The sequence below is a fragment of the Epibacterium sp. MM17-32 genome (assembly GCF_022348205.1).
Lineage (GTDB): Bacteria > Pseudomonadota > Alphaproteobacteria > Rhodobacterales > Rhodobacteraceae > Epibacterium.
In genome coordinates this window covers 1-26,574 of record NZ_JAKRFC010000021.1, presented here as the reverse complement: position 1 = coordinate 26,574, position 26,574 = coordinate 1, and the positions used below count along the sequence as shown (strand labels likewise).

Here is a 26,574-nt window from a genome sequence, read left to right as displayed (position 1 = left end):
GCTCAGCGGCTCAGGGCGCTGCGCAGGGCCTGTTGCGTCGCATCGTGCAGCAGATCGGAGCGTTCGCTCAGCGCCGTCTTGATCGCCATCAGCAGCCATTCGAGCCGCGCGGAGTTTGCATAGCGCCGGTGCCAGACCATGTCGAACTGCATCGGCGCGAGATCGATGGGGAAGGGCGAGGACGCCAGCACATCCCCCGCGGTGCGGGCGACGCGGGCGGGCAGGCTGGCGATCATGTCGGTGCCGCGCATCAGCCGGATCAGGGCCCACAGGTTGGGGGCGCCAAGCACGATCCGGCGATGGATCGACAGCGCGTCCAGTTCACCTTGCAGCAGGCTCTTGCGGCCCTGGCCGATGGCCACGGTGGCATGCGCGGCGGCGCAGTAGTCCTCGACGCTGGAGACAGGGCCGCGGGCGTTCGGATCGTAGAACACCCGCATGTGGTCCTGAAACAGCGGCAGCCGGCTGAGCGTATTGGGGTAGCTGCGCGGTCGCAGGGTCAGCACCACGTCCACATGACGGGAGTCCAGCAGCGGCTCGATCACCCCGCTGGTGCCAAGGTCGCGAAAGATCACGTGTTTCTGCGGCAGGCTCGCGCGCAGCGCCTTGGCAATCGTCTCCATCTCGGTGTCGAGAATGCTGGTGCTGAGCGCGATCACAAAAGGGTCGGGGTCGGTCACCGGATCATAGATCCCCTGATCGGCGAGCGCTTCGAGATCGACCAGGATGCGGCGCACCTTTGGGGCCAGGGCATCGGCGCGGGCACTGGGCACGATCCCGCGACCGGATTGCACAAACAGAGTATCGCCCAGTAATCCGCGCAGTTTCTCCAGATTATGGCTCACCGTGGATTGGCTGCTGTTGAGCACTTCGGCGGCGCGGCTGACGGATTTCTCATCATAAACTGTGAGGAAAACCCGCAATACCCGCCCGCTGATTTGGGAAATATCAATTCGCTGCATAACGCGCCCCACATTTTACTTGATAACAAAGGTTAACCCGGGCAGTTTTATTACCAAAAGATTAACAATAGCAGGCATCGGGTGGAAGATAATAATGCGTGCTTGGGCAGGCGGTCCGCAAGAGATCGCGTCCGCGAGGACAAAGACAGAGCAGGAAAATGAGCGGGCGGCACTGACGGCCCTCATTGACTATGTTGTTGAAACAACATGCAATTCCCAAGAGTCTCAGGACCGGGATGGGGCTGATTTCATGCGACGAAGTCTGTGTGAATCGCTGCTGGCCGGCTGAATTAAACGACGGTAAAAATCCTCTACAATTGTAGGGAGTGCCGGCTGCGGTCATGCGCGCCGCAGAAACGCGTCATCCTTTTTCACGACATTTCGGGGACGCAAACAGGCGGAAACTTCGGGAATTTGAAATTTCCGGCAGCCTGTCCGAGAAAAAACCGGAAACTGTTGCAAAAAAGCCGGGCAGTCCTGCCCGGCTTTGCATTTGAGATCTTGATGTCGGAACACCGCAGCGGTGGGACCGGCTCAGACCTGTTCCACCTTGACGGAGTCCAGCGGCAGAAAGGCCAGATGGCCCTTGATCTGCGCAACCGCGTCCAGCGGGGTTTCATAGCTCCAGACCGCATCGGCGGTGACCGAGGATTTGTTGACGATGGAATAATAGGTGGCATCGCCCTTGTGTGGGCAATGGGTGGTCTTCTCGGTTTTGTCGAGGAAGGCCATGGCGACGTCTTCCCGGGGGAAGTAGATCACCGGGGCCAGATCGCCCTCGCTCAGTTCCAGCGCATTGGACGTCTCGCCCAGAACGGCGCCGCCCGAACGGACAACCCATCTGCCTGTCGCTTTGCGGATCGTGATCTTGCTCATCGGGTTCCCCCTCCTTCTAGCTTTGGTAAGGCTTCTGCCCGGTCAATGTAACAGTCGAGTATCAGAGCGGCGCACAGGCCGCGTCCAACCACTTGGCCGCCGACGCGCTCAGGCGCGGTGCGATCTTGTGATATACCTCTGCGTGATAGCTGTTGAGCCAGTCGCGCTCGCCCGGGGACAGCATCTCGGGCACCACCAGACGGCGGTCGATGGGCGCAAACGTCAGCGTGCGCCACGACAGCATCTTGCGGTCTGCGTCGCCGGTGTCAAGGGCTGGCGCTGTCTCGACCACCAGGAGATTTTCGATCCGGATGCCAAAGGCGCCCTCGCGGTAGTAGCCGGGTTCGTTGGACAGGATCATGCCCGGCTCCAGCGGCACGGTGTTGAGCCGCGACAGCCCCTGTGGCCCCTCGTGCACGCTGAGGAACGCGCCGACGCCATGGCCCAGCCCGTGATTGAAATCCTGCCCCGCCATCCACAGGGGCAGGCGGCCGATCGCCTCCAGCTCGCGTCCCGTGCGGCCCTCGGGCCAGCGCAGGCGGGACATGGCGATCATGCCTTGCAGCACGCGGGTGAAGGCCTCGGCCTCGGCGCGGCCCGGGGTGCCGATGGCGATGGTGCGGGTGATGTCGGTGGTGCCGTCGAGATACTGCCCACCGCTGTCGAGCACCAGCAGGTGGCCGTCCTGGAGCGTTGCGTTGGTGTCCTCGGTAACCCGGTAGTGGATCACGGCGCCATGGGGGCCGGTGCCGGAGATCGTCTCAAAGCTGATATCGCGCAGGCTGGGATCGGCGGCGCGAAACCCTTCCAGCGTCTTGACCACGTCGATTTCGGTCACGGTGCCCGGGGTCTGGGCATCGAGCCAGGCAAGGGTTTCCGCCACCGCCGCACCGTCGCGTTCATGGGCGGCGGCGCTGCCGGCGATTTCGGCGGCGTTCTTGCGGGCCTTGGGCAGGGCGCAGGGATCACCGGAAGCGACCAGTTGCGGCCCCAGCACCTTGGCCACAGCCTGCGGCAGGCTGCGGATGTCGCCGGCGATCTTGCCGTCGAGGCGCGCAACCGCATCGAGGAAGGTCTCAGGGGCGTGGCGGCTGACGCTCGGGTCGAGGCGCAGATCGGTGAGTTTTGCGGCGGCCATGAAGAGATCCACGCGCCCATCCGCGTGCAGGATGGCAAACCCATGGGCGACCGGATTGCGGGGAATGTCGCTGCCGCGCAGGTTCAGAAGCCACATGATGCTGTCGGGCAGCGTGATGACGGCGGCGGCCTGGCCGGCCCTGCGCAGGTCGGCGGCGAGGCGGTTGATCTTGTCGGCTGCGCTTTCGCCCGCGATCTCGTCGGGGTGCGGGACAGCGGGCTGCATCGGCGGGGCGGGTTGATCCTGCCAGATCCGGTCGATGAGGTTGTCCGTCTCCACCAGCGTGATGCCGCTGCCGTCGAGACGGGTGGTGAGATCGCGGATCTCCTGGGCGGCGTGCAGCCAGGGGTCATAGGCGATGGTGCCGCCCTCGGGCAGGTGGTCCAGCAGCCAGTCTCCCAGCGTGATTTCGGGCCAGGGCACGGGGGTGTAGACATCGGCGACCTGCTCTTTCACCTGGGTGCGGTAGCGCCCGTCGATGAAGACCCCGGCGACCTGGCGCAGGGCGGCGCAGAACCCCGCCGATCCGGTGAAGCCGGTCAGCCAGGACAGGCGTTCGTCGTGCGCGGCGACATATTCGCCCTGATGGGCATCGGCGCGGGGGATCAGGAAGCCGTCGTAGCCTTCGGTTTCCAGCTGCGCCCGCAGCGCGGCAAGGCGATCCGGTCCCTGTTCCGGGCGTGCGGTGACATCGAAGGTCTGAAACATCTCTCTCTCCTGATGGCGAGGCCCGGACCCCGGAGGGGCAGAAGGCAGGTGGGTGGGGCATCATCGGTGCTGTCGCGACAGGCGCCGGGTTACGGCGTGCGGTGACCGGGAGTTGTTTTGTTACAGATCACGCCCGCGCAGACAAGCCCATGTGGCGTGATGCCCCGGGAGAGGGGGCGGAGGGGGCTCCCGCCCGTTGCCCAGCCTCCCTTGCGGGACCCCGGGCGCCCGTTGGGCCGGGCGTCGCGCCTCCCGGGGGGAGGCGCGGCGCGGGTGCGCTACGCCGTTCTTGGTGCGTGACGTTTGCAGGGGTGCGCTGGAGCCGCGCGCCGTCAGGCGCGCGGCCGGGCCCAAGGCTTTGTCTTGCATCTGTGATGCGGGGCAAAGGGGCGGGAGCCCTGCGCCCGCCGCAGGCGCAAACGGACGGGAGGTCAGCTGACCTTGCGCATCCCCATCACACGGGCACGGGCGCGTGGATCGCTGTCGAACAGCGCCGCCAGCTGTTCGGTCATGGCGCCGGCGAGTTGCTCCACATCGGTTATGGTCACCGCGCGGTCATAATAGCGGGTCACGTCATGGCCGATGCCGATCGCCAGCAGCTCCACCTGCTTCTTCTTCTCCACCATCGCGATCACGTCACGCAGGTGTTTTTCGAGATAGTTCGCCGGGTTCACCGAAAGCGTGGAATCATCCACCGGCGCGCCATCGGAGATCACCATCAGGATCTTGCGCGCTTCGGGGCGTCCGACCATGCGCCGGTGCGCCCATTCCAGCGCCTCGCCGTCGATGTTTTCCTTCAGCAGCCCCTCTTTCATCATCAAGCCAAGGTTCGGGCGCACCCGGCGCCAGGGCGCGTCGGCCCCCTTGTAGATGATGTGGCGCAGGTCGTTCAGGCGGCCCGGCAATTGCGGGCGCCCGTCGTTCAGCCAGGCCTCGCGCGAGAGCCCGCCCTTCCACGCGCGGGTGGTGAAGCCGAGGATCTCGACCTTGACGTTGCAACGCTCCAGCGTGCGGGCCAGAACATCGGCGCAGATCGCGGCAATGGAAATCGGTCGGCCCCGCATGGAGCCGGAGTTATCGAGCAGCAGCGTCACCACCGTGTCGCGGAATTCCATGTCCTTTTCGACCTTGAAGGACAGCGGTGTGGTCGGATTGGCCACGACGCGCGCCAGACGGCCCGCATCCAGCACGCCTTCTTCCTTGTCGAACTCCCAGGAGCGGTTCTGCTGCGCTTGCAGCCGGCGTTGCAGCTTGTTGGCGAGCCGCGAGACCGCGCCTTTGAGCGGCTCCAGCTGCTGGTCGAGATAGGCGCGCAGGCGCTCCAGCTCCGCCGGTTCGGCCAGGTCCTCGGCGGCGATTTCCTCGTCATGCGCATCAAGGAACACACGATAGTCGGGATCGGCGTCCGAGACCGGCGGCGGCGCGGGGGGCTCCTGCGGGGCCTCGCCATCGGGCATTTCGGTCTCGTCGGTGATCTCTTCCTCGGCCATGTCGTCGGCAGAGACCTGGGCCTGGCTTTCGTCCTGCTGCTGTTCCTGGGCCTGTTCGGGAGAGGCGTCGGCCTCTTCCTCTTCGCTGTCGTCCTGGCCGGAGCTGTCGGGCTGTTCCTCTTCCTCGGCGGTTTCCTCGGACTCGTCGTTCATCTCGTCATCGAGGTCGTCCGGATCGTCGCCCAACTGATCGCCGTAGCCGAGATCGGAAATCACCCGGCGAGCGAATTTGGCGAAGGTGGCCTGGTCGGCGATGGTTTCGTCGAGGTTTTCCAGAGTTTCACCGGCTTGCGCCTCGATAAAGCCGCGCCACAGTTCCATCACGTTGGCGGCAGCCTCCGGCAGTGGGCGGCCGGTGGCGAGGTGGCGGATGAGATAGCCGGCAGAGACCGCGAGCGGCGCTTCGGAGGAGGAGGTGACCTGATCGTAGCCGCGCCGCAGCGCCTCGTTCTGGATCTTGACGTCGATATTGGAGGCGGTGCCGGGCATGTCGCGGGCGCCCATCGCCTCGCACCGCGCGCTTTCCATCGCGTCATAAAGCTCGCGCGCCATATCGCCTGATGGCGCATAGCGGCTGGCGACGCCTTCGTCGTGGTATTTGCGGCGCAGGGCAAGTGCGTCGGCGGTGCCGCGGGCGAGCAGTACCTCTTCGCGGGTCATCCGGCGCGAGACCTGCGGAAGGCGCATGGTGTCGCCGCTCATGCCCGAGGGGTCGACCGAGTAGTTCACCGTCAGTTCGGTATCGTCGGCCATGACCTTGGTGGCCTCGGCCAGCGCCTTTTTGAACGGATCTGCGGGGTTATCTGAGGGTTTGGTCATGAACCGGTGCTCCTAGGGCAAGCATTCGTCCTTTGCGCGGCGCTGTCCAGTCATTTGAACAATGACTGGTCCCGCCCCGCCGGGGCAGGGTGCCGAGGCCCCCGTCGAGGGGGCCTCGGCACCGGTCGGACGGCGCAGCCGTCCGACCCCCGCTCCTTAGCCGAGGCTTACGTTTGCAGCACTCTCCGGCAGTTCCTCGTCAAAGCAGCGCTGGTAGAACTCTGCCACCGTCTGGCGCTCCAGCTCGTCGCATTTGTTGAGGAAGGACAGGCGGAAGGCATAGCCGATGTCGCGGAAGATCTCGGCGTTTTGCGCCCAGTTGATCACGGTCCGCGGGCTCATCACGGTCGACAGGTCGCCGTTCATGAAGGCGGTGCGGGTCAGGTCCGCGACGGTCACCATCTGGGCGATCTGCTTGCGGCCTTTCTCGGTGTTGTAATGCGGCGCCTTGGACAGGACGATTGCGGTTTCCGCATCGTGACGCAGGTAGTTCAGCGTCGCCACCAGCGACCAGCGGTCCATCTGGGCCTGGTTGATCTGCTGGGTGCCGTGATAAAGCCCGGTGGTGTCGCCGAGACCCACGGTGTTGGCGGTTGCAAACAGGCGGAAGAACGGGTTCGGGGTGATGATCTCATTCTGGTCCAGGAGCGTCAGCTTGCCGTCATGTTCCAGCACGCGCTGGATCACGAACATCACGTCGGCGCGGCCCGCGTCATATTCGTCGAACACGATCGCCACCGGGTTGCGCAGCGCCCAGGGCAGGATGCCTTCGTGAAACTCGGTGACCTGCTTGCCGTCGCGCAGCTTGATCGCGTCCTTGCCGATCAGGTCGATCCGGGAGATGTGGCTGTCGAGGTTGACCCGCACCGAGGGCCAGTTCAGGCGTGCGGCGACCTGTTCGATATGGGTCGATTTGCCGGTGCCGTGGTAGCCCTGGATCATCACGCGGCGGTTGTGGCTGAAACCGGCAAGGATCGCCATCGTGGTGTCGGGATCGAACTTGTAGGTGGGGTCCAGCGCCGGCACGCGGTCGGTGCCGTCGGCGAACCCTTTCACCGTCATGTCGGTGTCGATGCCAAAGACCTCACGCACCGAGATCGTCTCGGTCGGTTTTGCGTTCATATCCAGCAGGCCGTCGGTCATGGGGTCAGTCCTTGTCTTGTCAGTCTCGGGCGCGGGCGATTGGCGTCTGTCAGGTGGCCCGTCGGTCTCTATCGGGATGCGTCTTGCGCGTAATCGCAGGATTGGTGCCTGAAGATGCCCGGGAGGGCAAGGGAAACCGTTGTGTTGATACGCCAAAGCCGCAGTGCGGTGCAGGTAGCGGCAAAACCCGCCAATACAAGGGCCGCGTACACATCGGCCCAAACGCAGGACGGCCCCCAGGACAGGAGGCCGTCTGTGGCGGAGGGGGCGCGGCGGGTTTCGCCGTTGGGCAGGGTCAGAGCGCGGCGCGCAGGCGTTCGAGGCTGCGTTCGTCCACAAAACGCGGCGTCGAGCGCATGTAGTCGGCAAAGGCCTGGCCATAGCCCTTCAGCAGCCAGCGTTCCTCGTTCAGCACAAAGAGGAAATAGAGCGCAAACAGCACCACCGCCAGCGCCACGGTGATCCAGGATCCGGTGGTGATGCCGAGGCCGACGGTGGCCAGCACGGAGGTCACATACTGCGGGTTGCGGGAGTATTCGTACATACCGCCGGTCACCAGTCCGCCGTTGTCGCAGTAGGTGTTGTCGATCCCGAGGAACCGATAGCCCCAGAGCGTGATGCCAAAGGCCATCACCATGATCGGCAGGCCGACCACGTAGCGCGCCCAGTGGCCCCAGCCGTTCACCCCGATTTCGGTCAGGGCAAACACCACGGTTGCGCCGCAGAACACCCGGAACAGCCCAAAGGCCAGATGGTGACGCCAGCCTTCGGCGGCGGGCCAGAGCCCGAGGTCGGGGCGCTTCAGGCTGTAGCCAAGATGGGCGGCCAGGGCCACGGCCGCACCGCAGGCCACGAGGAGAGCAATGTCATGCAAGGTCAGGACGAGGTCGTACAACATGGCGTCTTCGAATCCCTTTCTGAAGATCTGGACTGACACTCCGGGGCGCGCGGCCCCTCGGATCTGGTTGTGCGCCGGGGCGTGCCCGGGTTGACGCATCGCGTAACAACTCAATGTAACAGAAAATCCTGCATTCCCGCATCTGCCTGTGCTCAAGCCGTTTCACGCCTGTGAGAGCTGCCCAAAAAGAAGGCGCCCGGCGCCATGACGGCCCGGGCGGGAAAACATCGGCGGCCAGAGCCGTTTCGGGAAGGGCCGAACAGCGACCCGAGACAGCGCCCCGGGCGCGGGGGGCTGCCGGCGGGCGGTCGCCTTATTTGAAGCTGCGGCTGTCCTTGACCTGATCCCAGGCCCACATGACCTCTTGCAGCTGCTCTTCCTGGCTGCGGTCGCCGCCGTTCATATCCGGGTGCAGCACCTTGATGAGCTTCTTGTAGGCCTTGCGGATCTCGGCCTTGGACCAGTCGTCCTTGGCTTCGAGGATCTCCAGCGCGCGGCGTTCGGTGGGGGGCAGGCGGCGGCCGGCGGACTGGCCGTTCTTGCCCGGGTTCTTGGTCGCATTCTGACCCAGCACCTGATGCGGGTCCTCGATGCCCAGACGCGCCCAGGCGCGGGCCTCGGGGTCGCCTAGCGGCTTGGTGGTGCGTTCCCAGACCTTGTCCTTGGAGGCCTGGGCATTCATCTCCGCCTCGGTGGTGCCTTCGAAGAAGTTCCATTTCTGGTTGTACTCGCGCACATGCTGCTGGCAGAACCAGTAGAAGTCGTCGAGCACATCGGGGGCCTTGGGGGCGCGGAACTTTCCCGGTTCTTCACAGCCGGGGTGATCGCAGACCCGCACGGAGGTTTCCGAGGCGCTGGACATGCTCCGCCGCCCGCGCGGATTTTTCTTTTTCGCGGAGCGAATGGACATATCGAAGCCAAAGGGATCGGATTTGGTCATGCGGGAGCACCTTCTAGACGCATCTGTTCGACTCGGAGGCAGCAGTTTAGTCTAACGGTCGAGAGATAAAAGGGGGGCGGGCACAGTTTTATGAACAACAGGCGGAGTGACGCTGCAATGAGCGTAAGAGACGAAATCGAAGAAACCCTGGAGAAGAGCTTTGCGCCCAGTCGCTTGGAGGTTGTGGACGACAGCGACAGCCATATCGGGCATGCCGGGCACGACGGCAAAGGCGAAAGCCATTTTAACGTGCTGATCCGGGCGGAGGCCTTTCAGGGCATGACCCGGGTGGCGCAGCATCGCGCCGTTCACAAGGCGTTGGGCGACATCGTGCCGCGAATCCACGCCCTGGCACTGGACATCGGCGCCTAAGGCACGGGGACCGGCCGCTCGCGCGGTGGCCGGTCCGTCATCATCGGGGCTCAGTCCTGCGGTTTGCCGCGGCTGGCGCGGGCCTTGAGCGCCGCCGTGAGGCCCGACACCGGGCTCAGTTCCTCGACCCCGTCGTCGGCAACCATGCGGCGAGCGCCGGGACCAGGCACCGGGACCGCTTCGGGCGGGGCCTCGGGGTCGCCGGCGATCGCCGTCAGCGGCGCCGGTTCCGGGGCGTGCTGGGCGTCGGGAAGGGAGACGCGCGGCGTCTCGGCAATCCGCTGCGCGTCCGGCTCTGACGTGGCTGCGGGGGCCGCGGCCTCGGCTGTTGCGTCGGCGGCAGGCGTGGGATCCGCCGCGGCGGCGGGCGTGGGCTCTGTCAGGCCGGGGGCGGTAAGGGCGCGGCGAAACACCAGAATATTGCGCCAGGTGGTCTTGGTCCCGGTGAGGCCCGACCGCTCTTCGCTGGGCAGCATTTCGGCGCGCTGGAACTCCCAGCCCTGTGCGGCCATCTCGTTCAGCACGCCCTCAATTCCGTTGGCAAAGCGGGCCTCCGGGGTTTTGACACCGCGGGCCTTCTTGCCGCGATTAGGAGCGGGGACGACCTTATACTCGTAGTTCTGCATCACATGTTCCTATGCGGCCCACGACACCAGCCTAGCAGCTGTGCGGGGCGGAGAGAAAGAAGATCAGAGGCATCTGTCACTTTGGCACGGCAGCGGCACGCGCTGCCAGCTTCAGGCACATCTGCGTCGCCAGCGACATATCCTGAACCGAGATCCACTCCAAGGGGCCATGGATGCATTGCATGCCGGTAAAGAGATTCGGCGTCGGCGTGCCGAACTCTGTCAGCCGGGAGCCGTCGGTACCGCCGCGGATCGGCACCGAGACCGGTTCCAGCCCGATATCGCGGCAGGCGGCATGGGCCAGCTCCACCGGGGTCATGTCCTGTTCCAGCCAGTAGCGCATGTTGCGGTATTGCGGCGTGATCTCGCAGGTGATCTCCGCCCGCGGCTCGGTCGCGGCGACCGCGGCACAGACCTGACGCAGGAGGGCGCCCTTGGCCTCCAGCCCGTCCAGTTCGAAATCGCGCAGGATGAAGCGGAGCTCCATCTCGGAGGAGCCGCCCAGCATGTCGGTGGCGTGGATGAAGCCCTCGCGATCGTCGGTGGTTTCCGGCGTCATCGTGGCCTGCGGCAGGGTCTGGATGATCTTGGAGGCGAGGTGGATGGCGTTGACCATCTTTTCCTTGGCAAAGCCGGGGTGGATTGACACGCCGGTGATTTTCACCACAGCGCGGTCGGCAGAAAAGCTTTCATATTCGACCTCGCCCACTCTGCCACCATCGAGCGTATAGGCAAAATCGGCCCTGAGGTCCTGCTCCAACCGGGGCTGCACGCCACGGCCGATTTCCTCGTCGGGCGTAAAGGCGATGCGGATCGGCGGGCGGGGGGCATCGGGGTTTTGCAGCAGATGTTCGGCGATGGTCATGATGATGGCCACGCCGGCCTTGTCATCCGCACCCAGCAGCGTGGTGCCGGAGGCGGTGATCAGGTCGTGGCCGATCTTCGTCGCCAGATAGGGGTGCTCGGCGGGGGAGAGCACCAGGTCCGGATCGTCGGGAAAGCTGATGTCGCCGCCGTTGTAACCCTTGATGACGCGCGGTTTGACGCCGGTCGCATTGAACTGCGGCGCGGTGTCGACATGGGCGAGGAAGCCCACCGTCGGGGCCTGCGTGGTGCCGGGGATGGTGGCGAGCACGGTGCCATACTCCGTGAGGGTGACATCCTGCGCCCCCATCGCGGTCAGCTCGTCCCGCAACAGGTGCAGCATGTCGAACTGGAGTGCGGTGCTGGGGGTGCTGTCGGAGGTTTCATCGCTCTGGCTGTCGATGGCGGCATAGCGGGTAAGACGGGCTTCGAGCGCGTCCGTAAAAGGCGTGGTCATCCATAAGCTCCTGCTGATGGCGGCAAGATTGCCGAGGGGCGCGGGGAGGTCAAGCGCCCTTGCCGAGCAGCACGCGCCGGGGCAGGGTGGAGGGATTGGATGCGGACGGATTTGGGCAGGCAATGGTTCAGGTTGAAGAAATTACGGATCGCGAGAGTTTTGCGGCGTGGCTTGAGGCGCAGCCAGAGGACCGGCGCTATGAGGTCGCGGTCACTTTGGCGACACGCTGCGCGCTGCGGGTGTTTCCGATCTGGGCTGCGGCGATGCGGCAGGACTGGGCGCGCACAGGTGATGTGACACCCTTACCGTCATTGCGCAGCATGTTGATATCCGGGGTTGCGGGCAGAATGCCAACCCCGGATATCAGAAACGCCGCCGCCTCCGCCGCCTACGCCGCCGCCGACGCCGAAATTATGAGTCTTCTCCGTCAAGATATTCAGGGAATTGATCACGGGGACGACCTGCTGACGCTGCCACTGTGGCCGGAAGAGATCCCCGACAGGATTGCAACCGCTTGGACCAGCGGTCGGACCTGGATGCAGGCCAATCCCGGCTACAGCTTCTGGATCCGCTGGTATGAGGCCGTGCTTGCGGGCCGCCCGCTGACGGGTGACTGGCAGAGCCATTGGCAGTTGATGCAGGACATCGCCTTGATTGCCCCCGCGGATTGGGACAAGGGGGCGGAGCGTGTAGCGGGGGTGATTGAAAAGCTTGAGGAAAAGCACAGCTATCGTGTTTCAACTGAGACGCAGGGCGAAGCAACTACATTGCTGCGTGCTGCGCTGGGGCAATTCGGTTTCAACGACATCCGTCACCTGATGGAGCTGCTGCCTTTCGCAGAGGACCTGAAGCATCTCAAAGATCCCGACGCGGTTTCGGATTTCGTGGCTGGCATGGACCAACAAAGGCATGAAATCGAGACATTTATGCGCGCAGTTGACCGGGAGGGGCGGTCCCTTCAAGGAGCAGGCGGCATCCTGACCTATTTTGAAGAGGTGCTGACGGAGACCTCCAAGGCACGGCAGCTCATCCAACTCAATGTGGGCTGGATTATTGATTGTGGGGAGATTTTATAGGGGTACGCGCAGAGTTCAGAAACTGTAGCGGAGCTTGGCCCGCTGAACATTCCGTTTCAGCGGACGGTGCAAAACCTGCTGGACCTGATCCACAGTCATTTCTCGGCCACTTTGCTGCGCTTTGGTGCTCTGCGTGATATTCGATCATCGGACGAGACACGGCTTGCGGAGCTGATGGAAGATCTCCGGCGCGGATTGGCGCAGATCAAGGAGGACACGGCGGGTAGTCGTGTTCCCATGGCGCCGGAAGCGATTGCTGTTTTTGAAAAACTGTTGGATGACCTCGACGGTATGATCCAGCGGGAGTTTATTGCAGGAAACTCCGCGATCAAGAGCCAGATTCGCAGAGATATCGACTACCGGATGGCTCAGGTTGCTGTGTCACTTCGACTTTATTGGGAGCAATCTGCGGCCCCGCGTATGGCTGTCGGACAGGTGATATCGGGCGTTGCGAAAAAGAAACTTAAAGAAGGGATCGAAGGTCTGGTGCAATGGGCGCTTGATTGGTTGAGTTCGCCCGGACGATAGGCCGGGCAGCCCCCGCCCGCCCCCTAGGCGGGGGCTTTGCCCCCACCTCGGGCGAGCGCTGCCCTATGCTCTAGAGCGCAAAAGGGCGACCCGATGGGCCGCCCTCGTTTAACTTGGAACGTCTAAGCCTCAGCTCAGTTTCTTGGCCACCAACTCGTTCACAGCCTTGGGGTTGGCCTGACCGCCGGTGGCTTTCATCACCTGGCCGACGAACCAGCCGGCGAGCTTTGGGTTGACCTTGGCCTTTTCCACCTGGGCGGGGTTGGCGGCGATGATCTCGTCCAGCGCGGCCTCGATGGCGCCGGTGTCCGTCACCTGCTTCATGCCGCGCTCTTCGACGATAACCGCCGGGTCGCCGCCTTCGGTATAGACGATCTCGAACAGCTCCTTGGCCATCTTGCCGGAGATGGTGTCGGCGGCGATCAGGTCGATGATGCTGCCGAGCTGCGCCGGTGATACCGGGCTTTCGGTGATCTCCTTGTCGTCCTTCTTGAGGCGGCCGAAGAGTTCGTTGATGATCCAGTTCGCGGCCAGCTTGCCGCTGCGGCCCTCGGCCACGGCGTCGAAGTAATTGGCGCTCTCCACATCGGCGGTCAGCACGGAGGCGTCATAATCGGTCAGGCCGAAGTCCTTGATGAAGCGGGCTTTCTTCTCGTCCGGCAGTTCGGGCAGGGCGGATTTGATGCCGTCGACCCAATCCTGTTCGATTTCCAGCGGCAGCAGATCCGGGTCGGGGAAATAGCGGTAGTCATGCGCTTCTTCCTTGGAGCGCATCGAACGGGTTTCACCCTTGTCGGGATCATAGAGCCGGGTTTCCTGCTCCACTTCGCCGCCCGCCTCGACGATGGCGATCTGACGCCGGGCCTCGACCTCGATCGCCTGCTGGATAAAGCGCATGGAGTTCATGTTCTTGATCTCGCAACGGGTGCCGAGATGGGAGAAATCCTGGGTTTCCTGATACTTCTCATACTGACCGGGACGGCAGATGGAGACGTTCACATCGGCGCGCAGGTTGCCGTTCTGCATGTTCCCGTCACAGGTGCCCAGGTACCGCATGATCTGGCGCAGCTTGGCGATATAGGCGGCGGCTTCCTCGGGGCCACGGATGTCCGGGCGCGAGACGATCTCCATCAGGCACACGCCGGTGCGGTTCAGGTCCACAAAAGACATCGACGGGTCCATGTCGTGGATCGACTTGCCGGCGTCCTGCTCCATGTGGATGCGCTCGATCCGCACGGTGCGGGCGGTGCCGTCGCCGAGTTCCACCAGCACCTCGCCCTCGCCCACGATGGGGTGGTAGAGCTGCGAAATCTGATAGCCCTGCGGCAGGTCGGGGTAGAAGTAGTTCTTGCGGTCAAAGGCGGACCAGAGGTTGATGTCGGCCTTGAGGCCGAGGCCCGTGCGCACCGCCTGTTCGACGCAGTATTCGTTGATCACCGGCAGCATGCCGGGCATGGCCGCATCCACAAAGGCGACATTGGCGTTCGGCTCGGCGCCGACTTGGGTCGAGGCGCCCGAGAAGAGCTTGGCATTGGAGCTGACCTGGGCATGCACCTCCATGCCGATGACCAGTTCCCAGTCATGCTTGGCGCCCGCGATCACTTTGGGCTTGGGGAGTTCATATGTCAGGTCGAGCATGGTTTTCCGCCGTATCCGTATATCTGTGTCTGCACAGCGTTCTAGGCCCGCGGGCGGCAGGGGGCAAGGGGGCAGGGGGTACATGAAACCGGGAGCCGGGTCGATATTTCCACTTTTGTACGGGCTGCAAGCCCGGGCAGCGCCCGTCCGCCCCCATGGGCGGGCGCTTCGCTTCGGCCGCGGACGTGTGCTGCCCTCAGCGAAGGATGGCTTGGCGGCGATTCAGCCTCTTGGCGGCGTGTGCCGGCAGGGCTAGAAGTGGCAGCCCGAGCAGTTCAAAAGGAGGCCGCCTTGGACACATCCGCACGCATCAGCCAGACCATCGCCGGTGAAATCAGCGCCAGCGCCAAACAGGTCAGCGCCGCCGTGGCGCTGCTGGACGAAGGCGCGACCGTGCCCTTCATCGCGCGCTACCGCAAGGAGGTCACGGGTGGGCTGGACGACACCCAGCTGCGCACCCTGTCGGAGCGGCTGGAGTATCTGCGCGAGATGGAGAAACGCCGTGCGGCCATCCTCGAGTCGATCCGGTCGCAGGACAAGCTGACGGATGATCTGGCGGCCTCCATCGCCAAGGCAGAGACCAAGGCGCAGCTGGAAGATATCTATCTGCCCTACAAGCCCAAGCGCCGCACCAAGGCGATGATCGCGCGGGAAAACGGGCTGGAGCCGCTGCTGGATGCGATTCTGGCGGATCGCGCAGCCGATCCCGAGGCGCTGGCGGCGGGCTATCTGTCCGAGGCGGTTGCCGATACCAAAACGGCCCTCAATGGTGCGCGTGACATTCTGACCGAACGTCTGACCGAAAACGCCGATCTGTTGGGGCGTTTGCGGACCTATATGCAATCCGAGGCGGTGCTGAGCGCCAAGGTCGTCGAGGGTCAGGAACAGGCGGGGGCGAAGTTCTCTGACTATTTCGAACACTCCGAGGCCTGGAAAACCACGCCCTCGCACCGGGCGCTGGCGATGCTGCGGGGCTCGAACGAAGGCATCCTGACGCTGGACATCGCGCCCCCGGGCGACGACGGCGTGACCCGGGCCGAGGAGATGGTTGCGGCGGTGCTGGATGTGCGCGGCAGTGCTCCGGGGGACAAATGGCTGCGCAAGGTGGCGGGCTGGACCTGGCGGGTGAAATTGTCGCTGTCGATGATGCTGGAGCTGATGGGCGATCTGCGCACGCGGGCACAGGACGAGGCCATCGCGGTCTTTGCACGCAACCTCAAGGATCTGTTGTTTGCCGCGCCGGCCGGTGCGCGACCGACTCTCGGGTTGGACCCGGGCATTCGCACCGGCGTCAAGGCGGCGGTGGTTGACGCCACCGGCAAATTGGTGGCCACCGAGACCCTGTACCCGTTTCAACCCAAAAACGATCTGCGCGGGGCGCAGGTCTCCATCCTGAAGCTGATTGCGGAACATGGCGTTGAGCTGATCGCGATTGGCAATGGCACCGCCAGCCGCGAAACCGAACGTATGGTGGCCGAGGTCATCAAGAACCTGCCTGCCAAGGTCAAAGCCCCGACCAAGGTGGTGGTGTCTGAGGCTGGCGCTTCGGTCTATTCCGCGTCCGAACTGGCGGCGCGGGAGTTCCCGGATCTGGACGTGTCCCTGCGCGGGGCGGTCTCGATCGCGCGGCGCCTGCAGGATCCGCTGGCGGAACTGGTCAAGATCGAACCCAAGAGCATCGGCGTCGGCCAGTACCAGCATGACGTGGACCAGCACAAGCTGTCGAAATCGCTGGAGGCAGTCATTGAGGATGTGGTGAACGCGGTGGGCGTCGACCTCAATATGGCCTCGGCGCCGCTCCTGGCGCATGTCTCGGGCCTTGGCCCCGGGCTGGCCGAAGCCATCGTGGCCCATCGCGACATCAACGGCGCCTTTGCCACCCGCAAGGAGCTGCTGAAAGTCGCGCGCCTCGGCCCCAAGGCGTTTGAGCAATGTGCGGGCTTTCTGCGGATCCAGGGCGGCAAGGAGCCGCTGGATGCCTCTGCCGTGCACCCCGAAAGCTATGACGTGGCGCGCAAGATCGTTGCCGCCTGCGGGCGTGACATTCGTCAGATCATGGGCGATGGGTCGGCGTTGAAATCGGTGCGCGCCGAGACCTTTGTCTCTGGCGATGTCGGCCTGCCGACGGTGCGCGACATCTTTGCCGAACTGGAAAAACCGGGCCGCGACCCGCGCCCCTCTTTCGTGACCGCGAGCTTTACCGATGGGGTGGAGGAGATCACCGACCTCAAGCCCGGCATGGTGCTGGAAGGCACAGTGACCAATGTTGCCGCCTTTGGCGCCTTTGTCGATATCGGCGTGCATCAGGACGGGTTGGTGCATGTGAGCCAGCTGGCCGACAAATTCGTCAAGGACCCGCATGAGATCGTGAAAACCGGCCAGGTGGTGAAGGTTACCGTGGTCGAGGTCGACGTGCCGCGCAAACGCATCGGTCTCACCATGAAAAAGGATGGCGGCGCTTCGGCCCGGGACGACCGCAATGCCCGCGGTCCCGCCAAGAGCGACAGCAAGGGCGGCCCCAGGGGGCGCGGTGCGCAGGCGCCAAGGGGCAAGATGTCCGCGGCACCCAAGGGCGGTAAACCGGGCAATGACACCGGGGCGCTGGGCGCGGCCCTGATGGATGCGTTCAAGAAGAAATAGCGGCGCGCGGCGGCCTGCGTGCGTGCTGTCGCGCGCCGACCGCCGCCCCCTCAAGCCTGGCCGAGGCCTCTCTGGTTAGCCGGGTGTGACCTCGGGGCCATCGGCGGTGAACACCACCCGGTAGCCGGCTTCGATCTCGTCGCGAAACAGATCGGCGATGGCGCGCAGCGCGTCCATGCGGCCGCGTTCGGCGAACTGGCGTAGCGAACGCACCGGCGCGTCATTGTCAAAGCCGGCCGAGGCATGGGCCCAGATCATCGGGTGCAACTCGCGCAGGTGGTCCCGGATCAGCCAATGGGCGGCCTCGGCGATCTGCGCGCGCACCTGTGCCGCTGCGGGGGGGCTGTCGGGGCGCGGCTTCAGTGCGATGCTGCAGTAGGCCGACATCAGGTTGATGCGATCCTGGCTGGGCGCGCGGGCAACGATGTCGGCAATCCCATCGAGGAAAAACGCCACATCGACCCCGAGGCAGGCGGCGTCGGACTGGGCCAGGGCGTCGAAATAGACCCAGGCATATCCCGCCGCACCCCAGTGATCCTGGACCAGCGCGGCGACGCGGCGGGCTTCGAGGTCCAGCGCCGACAGCCCGTGTGTGCCCTGCTCGGCCAAATGCGTGCCAAGCGCGCGCTGATGGCGGGGGTTGCAGGGATCGAGCCGGATCAGGTCGATATAGTCATCGGCGATCTGCCGTGGCTCCGCTGCGCCGCCTGCGCTGTAGAGCGCACAGCGCGCGGCGGCGACAAAGGGCTGTTGGGCGGCCTCGTCGGGCAGCTGCTCCAGCAGGGCCCGGGCGCGGCTCTGATGCGCCTCGGCGCGGGACAGGATGGCGCTGCGCTGCCGGTTCACCTTGCGCCTGGCCGCGCGGCGACAGGCCCAGGAAATATCGAGATGCGCCAGCGCCACCACCGTGGACATCACCGGCGTGCGGGCGCATTCCAGCCGCATGCGCTCCAGCGACATGATGCCATCCAGGGTGACACGCTCGGTCAGCGGCAGCCCTTCGGACAGCGCGTGTTCCACCGCGTTGACGACGTCGGCCCGCGCCCCGTAGGCGAGGAGATCGGCGATCGGCGTGCCGCCGGGGGTGGCATCGCGGGCGGTGTCCGCCGCGATGATCCGTGCCTCGGCGTCTTCCCACAGTTCCTGACGGGCCAGGAACTGACCCTTGGCGATGGCGGCATCGGCGGCCTCATCCTCGGCATTGGTCGCCGGCACCGGGATCGAGAGCACATCCTCGAGGCTGAGCGGGGCTGTGGCCTCGGCCGCGTCGGTCGCGCCCGTAGCAAGGGCGCGCGGCAGCGGCAGGTGCGGCAGGCGAATCCCGCCGGGGGATCGCAGAGGCGGCAGGCGCGTCGAGATGAGGCGAAGCGCCTTTTTCAAACCGTCTTTTGCCGGTGGTGCAGAAAGTGGCATCAGCTGGTCCCAGATATGTGCAGCAGTCTTTGGTCTGGGTCCGACTGTCGGAAAGCTTTGGGGCGCAAACATGGCAGCGACGGGGTGTTCGCCGGATCAATTCCGGCGCCAGGTCAGCAAATGGCGGCAAAAGCGCGGCATTTTGCCGAAGGCCCGGGAAATGCTGGCGAATTCCGGCCGATTGATGCGTCTCAGAGAACAGTAAAATGCTGTCTTTTCACCGCAATCCCGCGCTGCGTCAGCGCGTCTTCGAGGGCCGTGGCTTTTGGCGTGACTTCGGCCGGGAGGCGGTGGTGGGTGCCGACGCGGGTGTGAACCGTCGCACGGATCGAGAAATCCCAGCGCGTGACCAGCAGCACATGATCGATTTCCGCCAGCGCGATGTCGGCGGTGCTGCGCGCGGAGGTCCAGCGCAGGCGGTCGGCGGTGAGTTCGAACCAGGCTTCGGGATTGCGCCACAGCTCCCACAGCGAGGGCAGGAGCGGCAGGGCGAGGAGCGCGACAATCCAGCCGCGCGCCTCGAACAGCAGCCAGAGCGCGGCCACCACCCCGGCCCAGCCGGCGATCACCAGAACCGTTCCGGCCGACCGCGCGTCCCGACAAAAGCGGAACACGCCCGGGGCAGGGGCACCGCGGTCAGGCATCGAGAATCCGGCTGACCATCTCGTTGGTGTCGCGGCTGAGCCCTTCGGTGGACTTGATCCGCTCCAGCGCGGTCAGGATCTTTGCCTGGCGCTCCGCATCATAGCGTTTCCAGGTCTGGAAGGCGGTGCACATGCGGGCCGTGGTTTGCGGGTTCAGCGGGTCGAGCGCGATCAGCTGATCCGCCAGCAGCCGATAGCCGCTGCCGTTGGCCTGATGGAACCCGGCGTGGTTCATCGACAGCGCCCCCATCACCGCGCGGAACCGGTTGGGGTTCCGGATGGTGAACAGCGGATGCCGGGTCAGCTCTGCCGCCACCGCGGGGGCGCGGTCGGGGCGGGCGGTGGCCACCTGCAAGGCAAACCATTTGTCCATCACCAGCCGGTCGTCCTGCCATTGGTCAAAGAACGCCTGGCTCTGGGTGTCGCCCTTCTCGGCCTTCAGCAGGCAGGCGAGGGCGGTGTTCTGAACGGTCATATTGTCGGCCAACTCGAACTGCTTGGCGGCGGCATCGCCCCCGTCGATACGGGTCAGCAGCGCCAGCAGCCGACCGTTCAGCGCCCGCAGGCCCGCGTCCCTGGCCTCTGGTTGGTAGGGGCCTTCGACCTGGGTGGCCGAGAACAGCCGCGGCAGGCTGTCCGAGAGGCTCTGGGCAAGCGTCTGGGCAAAGGTCTCGGCGGCGTCGTGGATCGCATCCGGGTCGGGGGTCACGCCGCGGTCGGCCAGAGCCTGGGCGATCTCGCTCTCGCTGGGCGGTGTCAGCACCAGCGCGCGAAAGGCCGGGTCCAGCGTGTCGTCGCGCACCAGCGATTGCAGCGCCTCCAGATACTGTGCGTCGGGGCTTGCGCCCTCGGTCACCATGGCGATGCGCGAGGCCTTGGCCAGTTCACGGCCCGCCTCCCAGCGGTTGAACGGATCGGTGTCATGGGCCAGCAGGAAGGCCCGTTCCTGCGCCGAGGTGTCGCGGGCCAGGATCACCGGCGCCGAGAAATCCCGCAGGATCGAGGGGATCGGGCGGGCCGACAGCCCGTCAAAGCGGAAGCTCTGTTCGGCCTCCGTCATCTCCAGCACCGTTGTCGGGACCACCTCGTCACCATCGGGGCCAAGCAGCCCCACGGCGATCGGGATCACCTTCGGGTCCTTGTGGTCCTGACCGGGCGTCGGCGGCGTGGTCTGGCGGAAGGTCAGCGTGTAGGTGCCGTCGTCATAGCTGTCCTCCACCGACAGGCGCGGCGTGCCGGCCTGGCTGTACCAGTTCTTGAACTGCTGGAGATCGCGGCCGGTGCTGTCCTCGAACACCTTGATCCAGTCCTCGATGGTGCAGGCCTGCCCGTCGTGACGGTCGAAATAGAGATCAAGCGCGGTGTAGTAGGCGTCATCCCCGACCAGCCGTTTCAGCATGCCGATCACCTCGGCGCCCTTTTCGTAGACGGTGGCGGTGTAGAAATTGTTGATCTCCTGGAACGACTCGGGGCGCACCGGGTGGGCGAGGGGGCCGTTGTCCTCGGGGAACTGACGGGCGCGCAGGTCGATCGCATCCTCGATCCGCTTCACCGGGGCGGAGCGCATGTCTGCGGTGAACTGGGCGTCGCGATAGACCGTCAGGCCTTCCTTCAGGCAGAGCTGGAACCAGTCGCGACAGGTGATCCGGTTGCCGGTCCAGTTGTGAAAGTACTCATGGGCGATAATCGCCTCAATTCTCTCAAAATTGGAATCAGTGGAGGTCTCAGGGCTGGCCAGGACGCAGGACGAGTTGAAAATGTTCAATCCCTTGTTCTCCATCGCGCCCATGTTGAAGTCATCCACGGCGACGATATTGAACACATCCAGGTCGTATTCGCGGCCATAGACCTCCTCGTCCCAGGTCATCGACTTTTTCAGCGCCTCCATGCCGAAATCGCATTTGTGTTCATCGCCCGGACGCACCCAGATGTTGAGCAGAACCTCCTTGCCCGAGCGGGTGGTGAAGCGGTCGGAATGGTTGATCAGATCACCGGCCACCAGGGCAAAGAGATAGGCCGGTTTGGGCCAGGGATCGTGCCATTCGGCAAAACCGCTGCCCGCATCCACCGGGTTGCCGTTGGACAGCATCACCTTTTCGTCGCCCTCGATGCGCACGCTGAAGGTGGCCATCACGTCGGGGCGGTCGGGGTAGTAGGTGATCTTGCGAAACCCTTCGGCCTCGCATTGGGTGCAATACATGCCGTTGGACATATAGAGCCCCTCAAGCGCAGTATTGGCCTTGGGGTTGATCTCCACCTCGGCCTCCCAGGTGAAGGGGCGGTCGGGCACGTCGCAGGTGAGGCCCGTATCGGTGACCTCGGGGGTGACGTCGGTTCCGTCAATACGTGAAGAGATCAGCTTAAGCTGCTCGCCATGCAGGAAAAACCGCCGGTCCTGCGCATCGTCCCTGGGCGCGAACCGGATTTTCGACAGCACGCGGGTGGCCTCCGGCGCGAGGCGAAAGACCAGTTCGACGCTCTCCACCACATAGCCGAAGGGGGTGTAGTCCTTCAGGTAGAAGGTCTCGGGCTCGGTGCTTGGGGCGGCGTCTTTCATGGATACATCCTTCGCGATTTCTGGGAACCTGCGCCGGGGCGCGTGCGTTGTTCACCAGAGGTATGCAACCGGAGACAGTCGGGCAAGCGCCCTTCGTCTCTTTGTTCAAAAAGGAGAGTATCATGTCCGATGCAGAGACCCCGATGACCACCCGCAAGGAAGTGCGCCAGCGCCGTTACGGGCTGTATTGGCTGGTGGCTCTGTTGGCGCTGATCGTTCTGGGGCTGGCCCTGTTCGGGTTTGCCGACGATCTGACCGATGACGGGCAACCGCTGCTTGGCGGCGACGTGGAGACATCAACTGATGACGCAGCCGGCACAGGGGGCACCGCGGGCGAATAAGAGGCCCGCACCACCTCCGCATGATCGGCCGCCGCCCCGCCAGGCTGAGCGCGCCGGGCGGTCCGGCAGCGCGCCAGGGGCCGGGGCGGGGAGGCTGCGAACAACGCGCCAGTTTTGCCCCGGCCCTGTTCCATGCCGCTGGTCAGGAGGGGTGAAATCGGAAATCCCGGAACACTTTCTTGAAAAACGAGAAGATGCGTTCGCATTTCCTGAGTGCCGGATTTGTTGCTGATCGGAAACTTTTCCCGTATCAGGCGGCATGCAATTGTGTACCGCCGAGAGGAGCAGGAAAATGAGTCGGATCGAACGGAATGGACTTCAGGTGGCTTCCGCTCTGGCGGCCTTTGTCGAGGACAAGGCCCTGCCGGGCACCGGTGTCAGCGCGGATGCGTTCTGGGCGGGCCTGTCCGGGCTGGTGAACGGCATGGGCGACGAGAACCGCGCCCTGCTGGCCAAGCGCGAGGCGATCCAGGGCAAGATCGACGCCTGGCATCTGGAGCGCCGCGGCCAGCCGCATGACGCAGCGGCCTACAAAGCGTTTCTTCAGGAGATCGGCTATCTGGTGCCCGAAGGCGCGGATTTCGAGGTGGAGACCACCCATGTGGACCCCGAGATCGCGCATGTGCCGGGACCGCAGCTGGTGGTGCCGATCACCAATGCGCGCTTTGCCCTGAACGCGGCCAACGCCCGCTGGGGCAGCCTCTATGATGCGCTTTATGGCACCGATGCGATGGGCGACCTGCCCACCGGCAAGGGCTATGACGCCGCGCGCGGCGCCCGCGTTATCGCCTGGGGCCGTGGTTTCCTCGATGAGACCTTCCCGCTGGCGAGCGGCTCCTGGTCCGATATTTCCGGCCTGCGGGTCGAGGATGGCGCCTTGGTTCCGGCGCTGCAAGACGCCAGCCAGTTCGCGGGCTATGTCGGCAATACAGGTGCTCCGACACGTATTGTGTTGAAAAACAACGGGCTGCACGCGATCCTTGAGATCGACGCCGCAGGCAACATCGGCAAGGATGACGCCGCAGGGATCAATGACATCACGCTGGAATCGGCGCTCTCCACCATCATGGACTGCGAGGACTCCGTCGCCTGCGTCGACGCCGAGGACAAGGTCACCGCCTATTCCAATTGGCTGGGCTTGATGAAGCGTGACCTCGCCGAAGACGTCACCAAGGGCGGCAAGAGCTTTACCCGGGTGCTGAACGAGGATGTGGCCTACAAGACGCCCACGGGCGCAGAGGCCACGCTGAAGGGGCGCTCGCTGCTGTTGGTGCGCAACGTTGGCCATCTGATGACCAACCCGGCGGTGCTGGACAGCGCCGGGCGCGAGGCCGGCGAAGGCTTCCTCGATGCGATGATCACGGTGCTCTGCGCCATGCACGACCTCAAGGCCGAGGGCGGCAATTCGCTGCACGGCTCGGTCTATGTGGTGAAGCCCAAGATGCACGGGCCGGAAGAGGTCGCCTTTGCGGTGAAGATCTTTGACCATGTCGAGGATGCGCTGGGCCTGCCGCGCAACACCGTCAAGATCGGCATCATGGACGAGGAGCGCCGCACCAGCGCCAACCTCAAGGAATGCATCCGCGCCGCAAAATCCCGCGTTGCCTTCATCAACACCGGCTTCCTGGACCGCACCGGCGACGAGATCCACACCTCGATGGAGGCGGGACCGATGCTGCGGAAGGGCGAAATGAAGGGCACCGCCTGGATTGCCTCCTACGAGGATCGCAACGTCGACATCGGTCTGGCCTGCGGGCTGAAGGGCCGGGCCCAGATCGGCAAGGGCATGTGGGCGATGCCCGACCGCATGGGCGAGATGCTGGAGGCCAAGATCGGCCACCCGCAATCCGGCGCCACCTGTGCCTGGGTGCCGTCGCCGACCGCCGCGACCCTGCACGCGACGCATTATCACAAGGTGGATGTGCTGGCCCGTCAGGACGCGCTGAAGGCGGGCGGCGCGCGTGGCACGCTCGACGATCTGCTGACCATCCCGGTGATGGACGGCCAGAACCTGTCGGAGGAGGACATCGCCCGCGAGATCGAGAACAACGCCCAGGGCATCCTCGGCTATGTGGTGCGCTGGGTCGATCAGGGAGTCGGCTGTTCCAAGGTGCCGGACATCAACGATGTCGGCCTGATGGAAGACCGCGCCACCTGTCGGATCTCCAGTCAGGCGCTGGCCAACTGGCTGCACCACGGCGTGGTGTCCGAACAGCAGGTGATGGCCGCGATGCAGAAGATGGCCGCGGTGGTGGATGGTCAGAATGCCTCCGATCCCAGCTATCGCGCGATGGCACCGGGCTTTGATGGTGTCGCCTTTCAGGCCGCCTGCGATCTGGTGTTCAAGGGCCGTATCCAGCCCTCGGGCTATACCGAACCGGTGCTGCACGCCCGCCGCCTTGAACTGAAGGCGCAAGGCTGACATGGTTTCGAGGCCGGGGGTTTTCCCCGGCCTTTCTTCTTCCCGACCAAGGATTTGCAGATATGAGCCTCTCTCTTGACCAGGCCCGCACCATCATCGAGACCGCCCGCGCCAAGGGCCGCGACATGAACCTGAAGCCGCTCTCCGTCGTGGTGCTGGATGCGGGCGGCCATGTGCTGGCGTTTGAACGCGAGGATGGCGCCGCGCCGGGCCGGTTCGGGATCGCCCAGGGCAAGGCCTATGGCGCGGTGATGCTGGGCATGGCCGGCACCGCGCAGATGGCCCGGGCCGAACAGCAGGCCTATTTCATGGCAGCGGTGAACGGTGTCTACGGGGGACAGGTTGTGCCGGTGCCGGGCGGCGTCTTGGTCCGCGATGACACCGGCGCGGTGATCGGCGCTGTCGGCGTGACCGGCGATACCTCCGACAATGACGCGGTGGCGGCCAAGGCAGGTGTCGAGGCCGCAGGTCTCACCGCAGAGATCTGAGCCGCACACCTGTCGGATTGAAAACGCGGGGCTGCTTCGGGGAATACGCCTGGAGCAGCCCTTTGCCCGCCCTTGGTGCGAGAGGGCAGCATCACCGCGTTGCCGCAGCCCCTATGCATGGACGAGAGGCGGCGCCTGCTGCTGTTTTTGTGATCTGTCGCCCCTGTGCACCAGTGAACAGGGGCTTGCGCCACGCTAAAGAGTTGCGCGCTGATGGGCCGTCACGCTACCGTGACCTTTGATCCAATAGCGTCCATTTGTTCCGGAGACTTCCAGCGTGCGCCCCAAAGTCGGCATTATCGGCAATTCCTACCTGATGAACGATCAATACCCGACCCATGCGGGCGGCACCATGAATTCGGATGCGGTGGCGAATGTATCCGGTTGTCTGCCGCTGCTGATCCCCACCGACCCGCGCTATGTCAGCGTTGCGGAACTGCTGGAGAGCTTTGACGGGTTTCTGCTGACCGGCGGGCGTCCCAACGTGCACCCGGAGGAATATGGCGAGGACCCGACCGAGGCGCATGGCGATTTCGACCGTGCCCGCGATGCCATCACCCTGCCGCTGGTGCGGGCCTGCGTGGAGCGGGGCCAGCCGTTTTTCGGGATCTGCCGCGGCTTTCAGGAGGTCAACGTGGCGATGGGCGGCACGCTTTACCCCGAGATCCGCGACCTGCCGGGCCGGATGAACCACCGCATGCCGCCGGATGGCAGCATCGAGGAGAAGTTCGCCCTGCGGCACCCGGTGACCCTGGTCGAGGGCGGCCTGTTCCATCGCCTGCTCGGCGCGCGCGAGGTCATGACCAACACGCTGCACGGGCAGGGGATCAAGACACCAGGGGCGCGCATCGTGGTCGAAGGACAGGCCGAGGATGGCACCCCGGAAGCGATATATGTCAAGGACGCGCCCGGGTTCAGCCTCGCCGTGCAATGGCACCCGGAATATCGCGCTGGTGAGGATCCGGTCTCGCGCCCCTTGTTCGAGGCCTTCGGAGAGGCCGCACGGGCCTGGGCCGGGGGCACCCGCCCGGCGGCTCTGCAACGCTCTGCCTGAGGGGGCGCTGCGACGGGCGCAACGGGCCAGCTGTGCCAAGGCGTCTTTTTGGCAAATGCAGAAAGACATTTTGGCGAGATTCTTGCGCAGGGTGACGGAAAACGCGGTTGTTTTGTCGCAATCGGCAAAAATTCTCGTGATCCATGCTTTTCATTCGCCGGAACATCTGTTGCTTTGAGCGCGCGTGCGCGGCGGTTGAGGCCTGTCGGCCCTGCACCCGTGGGGATCGCCGAAGATGTGCCGCGACGCAGCGAAAAGCTTGCGCAATATTCTTGCGCACCTTATGCAGTGTATTTGCGAAACGTGCGCACCTGACCGCCGTGGTCGGTGCAGACAGGGGGACGACTGGTGAAAATAGGCACACCAAAAGAGATAGCCGAGGGCGAGTCGCGTGTAGCGATGACGCCAGCCTCGGCCAAGGATCTTCAGAAGCTGGGGTTTGAGTGCTGTATCGAGGCTGGCGCGGGTGAGGCTGCGGGG

Annotated in this window: 22 protein-coding genes; 9 read left to right on the top strand and 13 right to left on the bottom strand. The window is 64.7% G+C overall.

The window, feature by feature from the left end; translation table 11 throughout:
• Positions 1–2: 2 nt before the first annotated feature.
• From MHM88_RS21470 to MHM88_RS21440, 7 genes are all read right to left on the bottom strand, one after another.
• Positions 3–962: a LysR family transcriptional regulator gene (locus MHM88_RS21470; protein WP_239368881.1), complete on the bottom strand. Its 960-nt coding sequence runs from the start codon at positions 960–962 to the stop codon at positions 3–5.
• Positions 963–1,496: 534 nt separating this feature from the next.
• Complete coding sequence (locus MHM88_RS21465) at positions 1,497–1,838, bottom strand: DUF427 domain-containing protein (protein ID WP_239324102.1); 342 nt, start codon at positions 1,836–1,838, stop codon at positions 1,497–1,499.
• Between the two features lie 61 nt (positions 1,839–1,899).
• Positions 1,900–3,684, bottom strand: a complete 1,785-nt coding sequence (locus MHM88_RS21460) for an aminopeptidase P family protein (RefSeq protein ID WP_239368879.1) — start codon at positions 3,682–3,684, stop codon at positions 1,900–1,902.
• A gap of 431 nt (positions 3,685–4,115) precedes the next feature.
• Positions 4,116–5,993, bottom strand: coding sequence for a cobaltochelatase subunit CobT (cobT, locus tag MHM88_RS21455; protein WP_239324106.1), 1,878 nt, complete (start codon positions 5,991–5,993; stop codon positions 4,116–4,118).
• 156 nt (positions 5,994–6,149) lie between these two features.
• On the bottom strand, positions 6,150–7,136 hold the full coding sequence (gene cobS / locus MHM88_RS21450) for a cobaltochelatase subunit CobS (protein WP_239368877.1): 987 nt from the start codon (positions 7,134–7,136) through the stop codon (positions 6,150–6,152).
• Positions 7,137–7,431: 295 nt separating this feature from the next.
• Positions 7,432–8,034 carry an isoprenylcysteine carboxylmethyltransferase family protein gene (locus MHM88_RS21445; RefSeq protein WP_239368875.1) on the bottom strand — a complete coding sequence of 201 codons (603 nt, stop codon included), beginning with the start codon at positions 8,032–8,034 and terminating at the stop codon, positions 7,432–7,434.
• Positions 8,035–8,347: 313 nt separating this feature from the next.
• The gene (locus tag MHM88_RS21440) at positions 8,348–8,974 is read right to left on the bottom strand and encodes a DnaJ domain-containing protein (protein ID WP_239368873.1); all 627 of its coding nucleotides are present in this window, start codon (positions 8,972–8,974) and stop codon (positions 8,348–8,350) included.
• Between the two features lie 117 nt (positions 8,975–9,091).
• On the opposite strand from MHM88_RS21440, the gene MHM88_RS21435 reads away from it, so the two are divergent.
• Positions 9,092–9,346, top strand: coding sequence for a BolA family transcriptional regulator (locus tag MHM88_RS21435; protein ID WP_239368871.1), 255 nt, complete (start codon positions 9,092–9,094; stop codon positions 9,344–9,346).
• Between the two features lie 50 nt (positions 9,347–9,396).
• On the opposite strand, the gene MHM88_RS21430 is transcribed toward MHM88_RS21435, so the two are convergent.
• Together MHM88_RS21430 and pepT are read right to left on the bottom strand one after the other, a co-directional pair.
• Entirely contained in the window at positions 9,397–9,972 is a 576-nt protein-coding gene (locus MHM88_RS21430) for a DUF4177 domain-containing protein (protein ID WP_239368869.1), read from the bottom strand.
• 76 nt (positions 9,973–10,048) lie between these two features.
• Positions 10,049–11,293, bottom strand: a complete 1,245-nt coding sequence (gene pepT, locus MHM88_RS21425; RefSeq protein WP_239368867.1) for a peptidase T — start codon at positions 11,291–11,293, stop codon at positions 10,049–10,051.
• Positions 11,294–11,388: 95 nt separating this feature from the next.
• On the opposite strand from pepT, the gene MHM88_RS21420 reads away from it, so the two are divergent.
• Positions 11,389–12,369 (top strand): hypothetical protein, encoded by a 981-nt coding sequence (locus MHM88_RS21420; RefSeq protein WP_239368865.1) that lies wholly within the window; start codon positions 11,389–11,391, stop codon positions 12,367–12,369.
• 66 nt (positions 12,370–12,435) lie between these two features.
• Positions 12,436–12,897 carry a hypothetical protein gene (locus tag MHM88_RS21415; protein ID WP_239368863.1) on the top strand — a complete coding sequence of 154 codons (462 nt, stop codon included), beginning with the start codon at positions 12,436–12,438 and terminating at the stop codon, positions 12,895–12,897.
• A gap of 129 nt (positions 12,898–13,026) precedes the next feature.
• Here the strand turns inward: MHM88_RS21415 and gatB are convergent, their stop codons facing one another.
• Complete coding sequence (gatB, locus tag MHM88_RS21410; protein WP_239368861.1) at positions 13,027–14,535, bottom strand: Asp-tRNA(Asn)/Glu-tRNA(Gln) amidotransferase subunit GatB; 1,509 nt, start codon at positions 14,533–14,535, stop codon at positions 13,027–13,029.
• A gap of 291 nt (positions 14,536–14,826) precedes the next feature.
• Here gatB and MHM88_RS21405 point away from each other — a divergent pair, with 291 nt between their 5' ends.
• Complete coding sequence (locus MHM88_RS21405; protein ID WP_239368859.1) at positions 14,827–17,175, top strand: Tex family protein; 2,349 nt, start codon at positions 14,827–14,829, stop codon at positions 17,173–17,175.
• A 75-nt stretch (positions 17,176–17,250) separates the two neighbouring features.
• On the opposite strand, the gene MHM88_RS21400 is transcribed toward MHM88_RS21405, so the two are convergent.
• From MHM88_RS21400 to pepN, 3 genes are all read right to left on the bottom strand, one after another.
• A complete protein-coding gene (locus MHM88_RS21400) occupies positions 17,251–18,588 on the bottom strand; it encodes a hypothetical protein (protein ID WP_239368857.1) in 1,338 nt (445 codons plus the stop codon).
• Between the two features lie 191 nt (positions 18,589–18,779).
• Positions 18,780–19,232, bottom strand: a complete 453-nt coding sequence (locus tag MHM88_RS21395) for a hypothetical protein (protein WP_239368855.1) — start codon at positions 19,230–19,232, stop codon at positions 18,780–18,782.
• Positions 19,225–21,789 carry an aminopeptidase N gene (pepN, locus tag MHM88_RS21390; protein ID WP_239368853.1) on the bottom strand — a complete coding sequence of 855 codons (2,565 nt, stop codon included), beginning with the start codon at positions 21,787–21,789 and terminating at the stop codon, positions 19,225–19,227. The genes MHM88_RS21395 and pepN overlap by 8 nt, the downstream gene beginning before the upstream one ends.
• Positions 21,790–21,911: 122 nt before the next feature.
• Here pepN and MHM88_RS21385 point away from each other — a divergent pair, with 122 nt between their 5' ends.
• The 5 genes from MHM88_RS21385 to MHM88_RS23165 all read left to right on the top strand — a co-directional run.
• Positions 21,912–22,130 (top strand): hypothetical protein, encoded by a 219-nt coding sequence (locus MHM88_RS21385; RefSeq protein WP_239368851.1) that lies wholly within the window; start codon positions 21,912–21,914, stop codon positions 22,128–22,130.
• 292 nt (positions 22,131–22,422) lie between these two features.
• Positions 22,423–24,552, top strand: a complete 2,130-nt coding sequence (locus MHM88_RS21380; protein ID WP_239368849.1) for a malate synthase G — start codon at positions 22,423–22,425, stop codon at positions 24,550–24,552.
• Positions 24,553–24,614: 62 nt separating this feature from the next.
• Positions 24,615–25,040, top strand: coding sequence for a heme-binding protein (locus MHM88_RS21375; RefSeq protein WP_239324133.1), 426 nt, complete (start codon positions 24,615–24,617; stop codon positions 25,038–25,040).
• A gap of 277 nt (positions 25,041–25,317) precedes the next feature.
• On the top strand, positions 25,318–26,094 hold the full coding sequence (locus MHM88_RS21370) for a gamma-glutamyl-gamma-aminobutyrate hydrolase family protein (RefSeq protein WP_370645759.1): 777 nt from the start codon (positions 25,318–25,320) through the stop codon (positions 26,092–26,094).
• A gap of 348 nt (positions 26,095–26,442) precedes the next feature.
• Positions 26,443–26,574, top strand: a 132-nt coding sequence (locus MHM88_RS23165; protein WP_370687527.1) for a hypothetical protein, incomplete at its 3' end; no start/stop codon positions are given.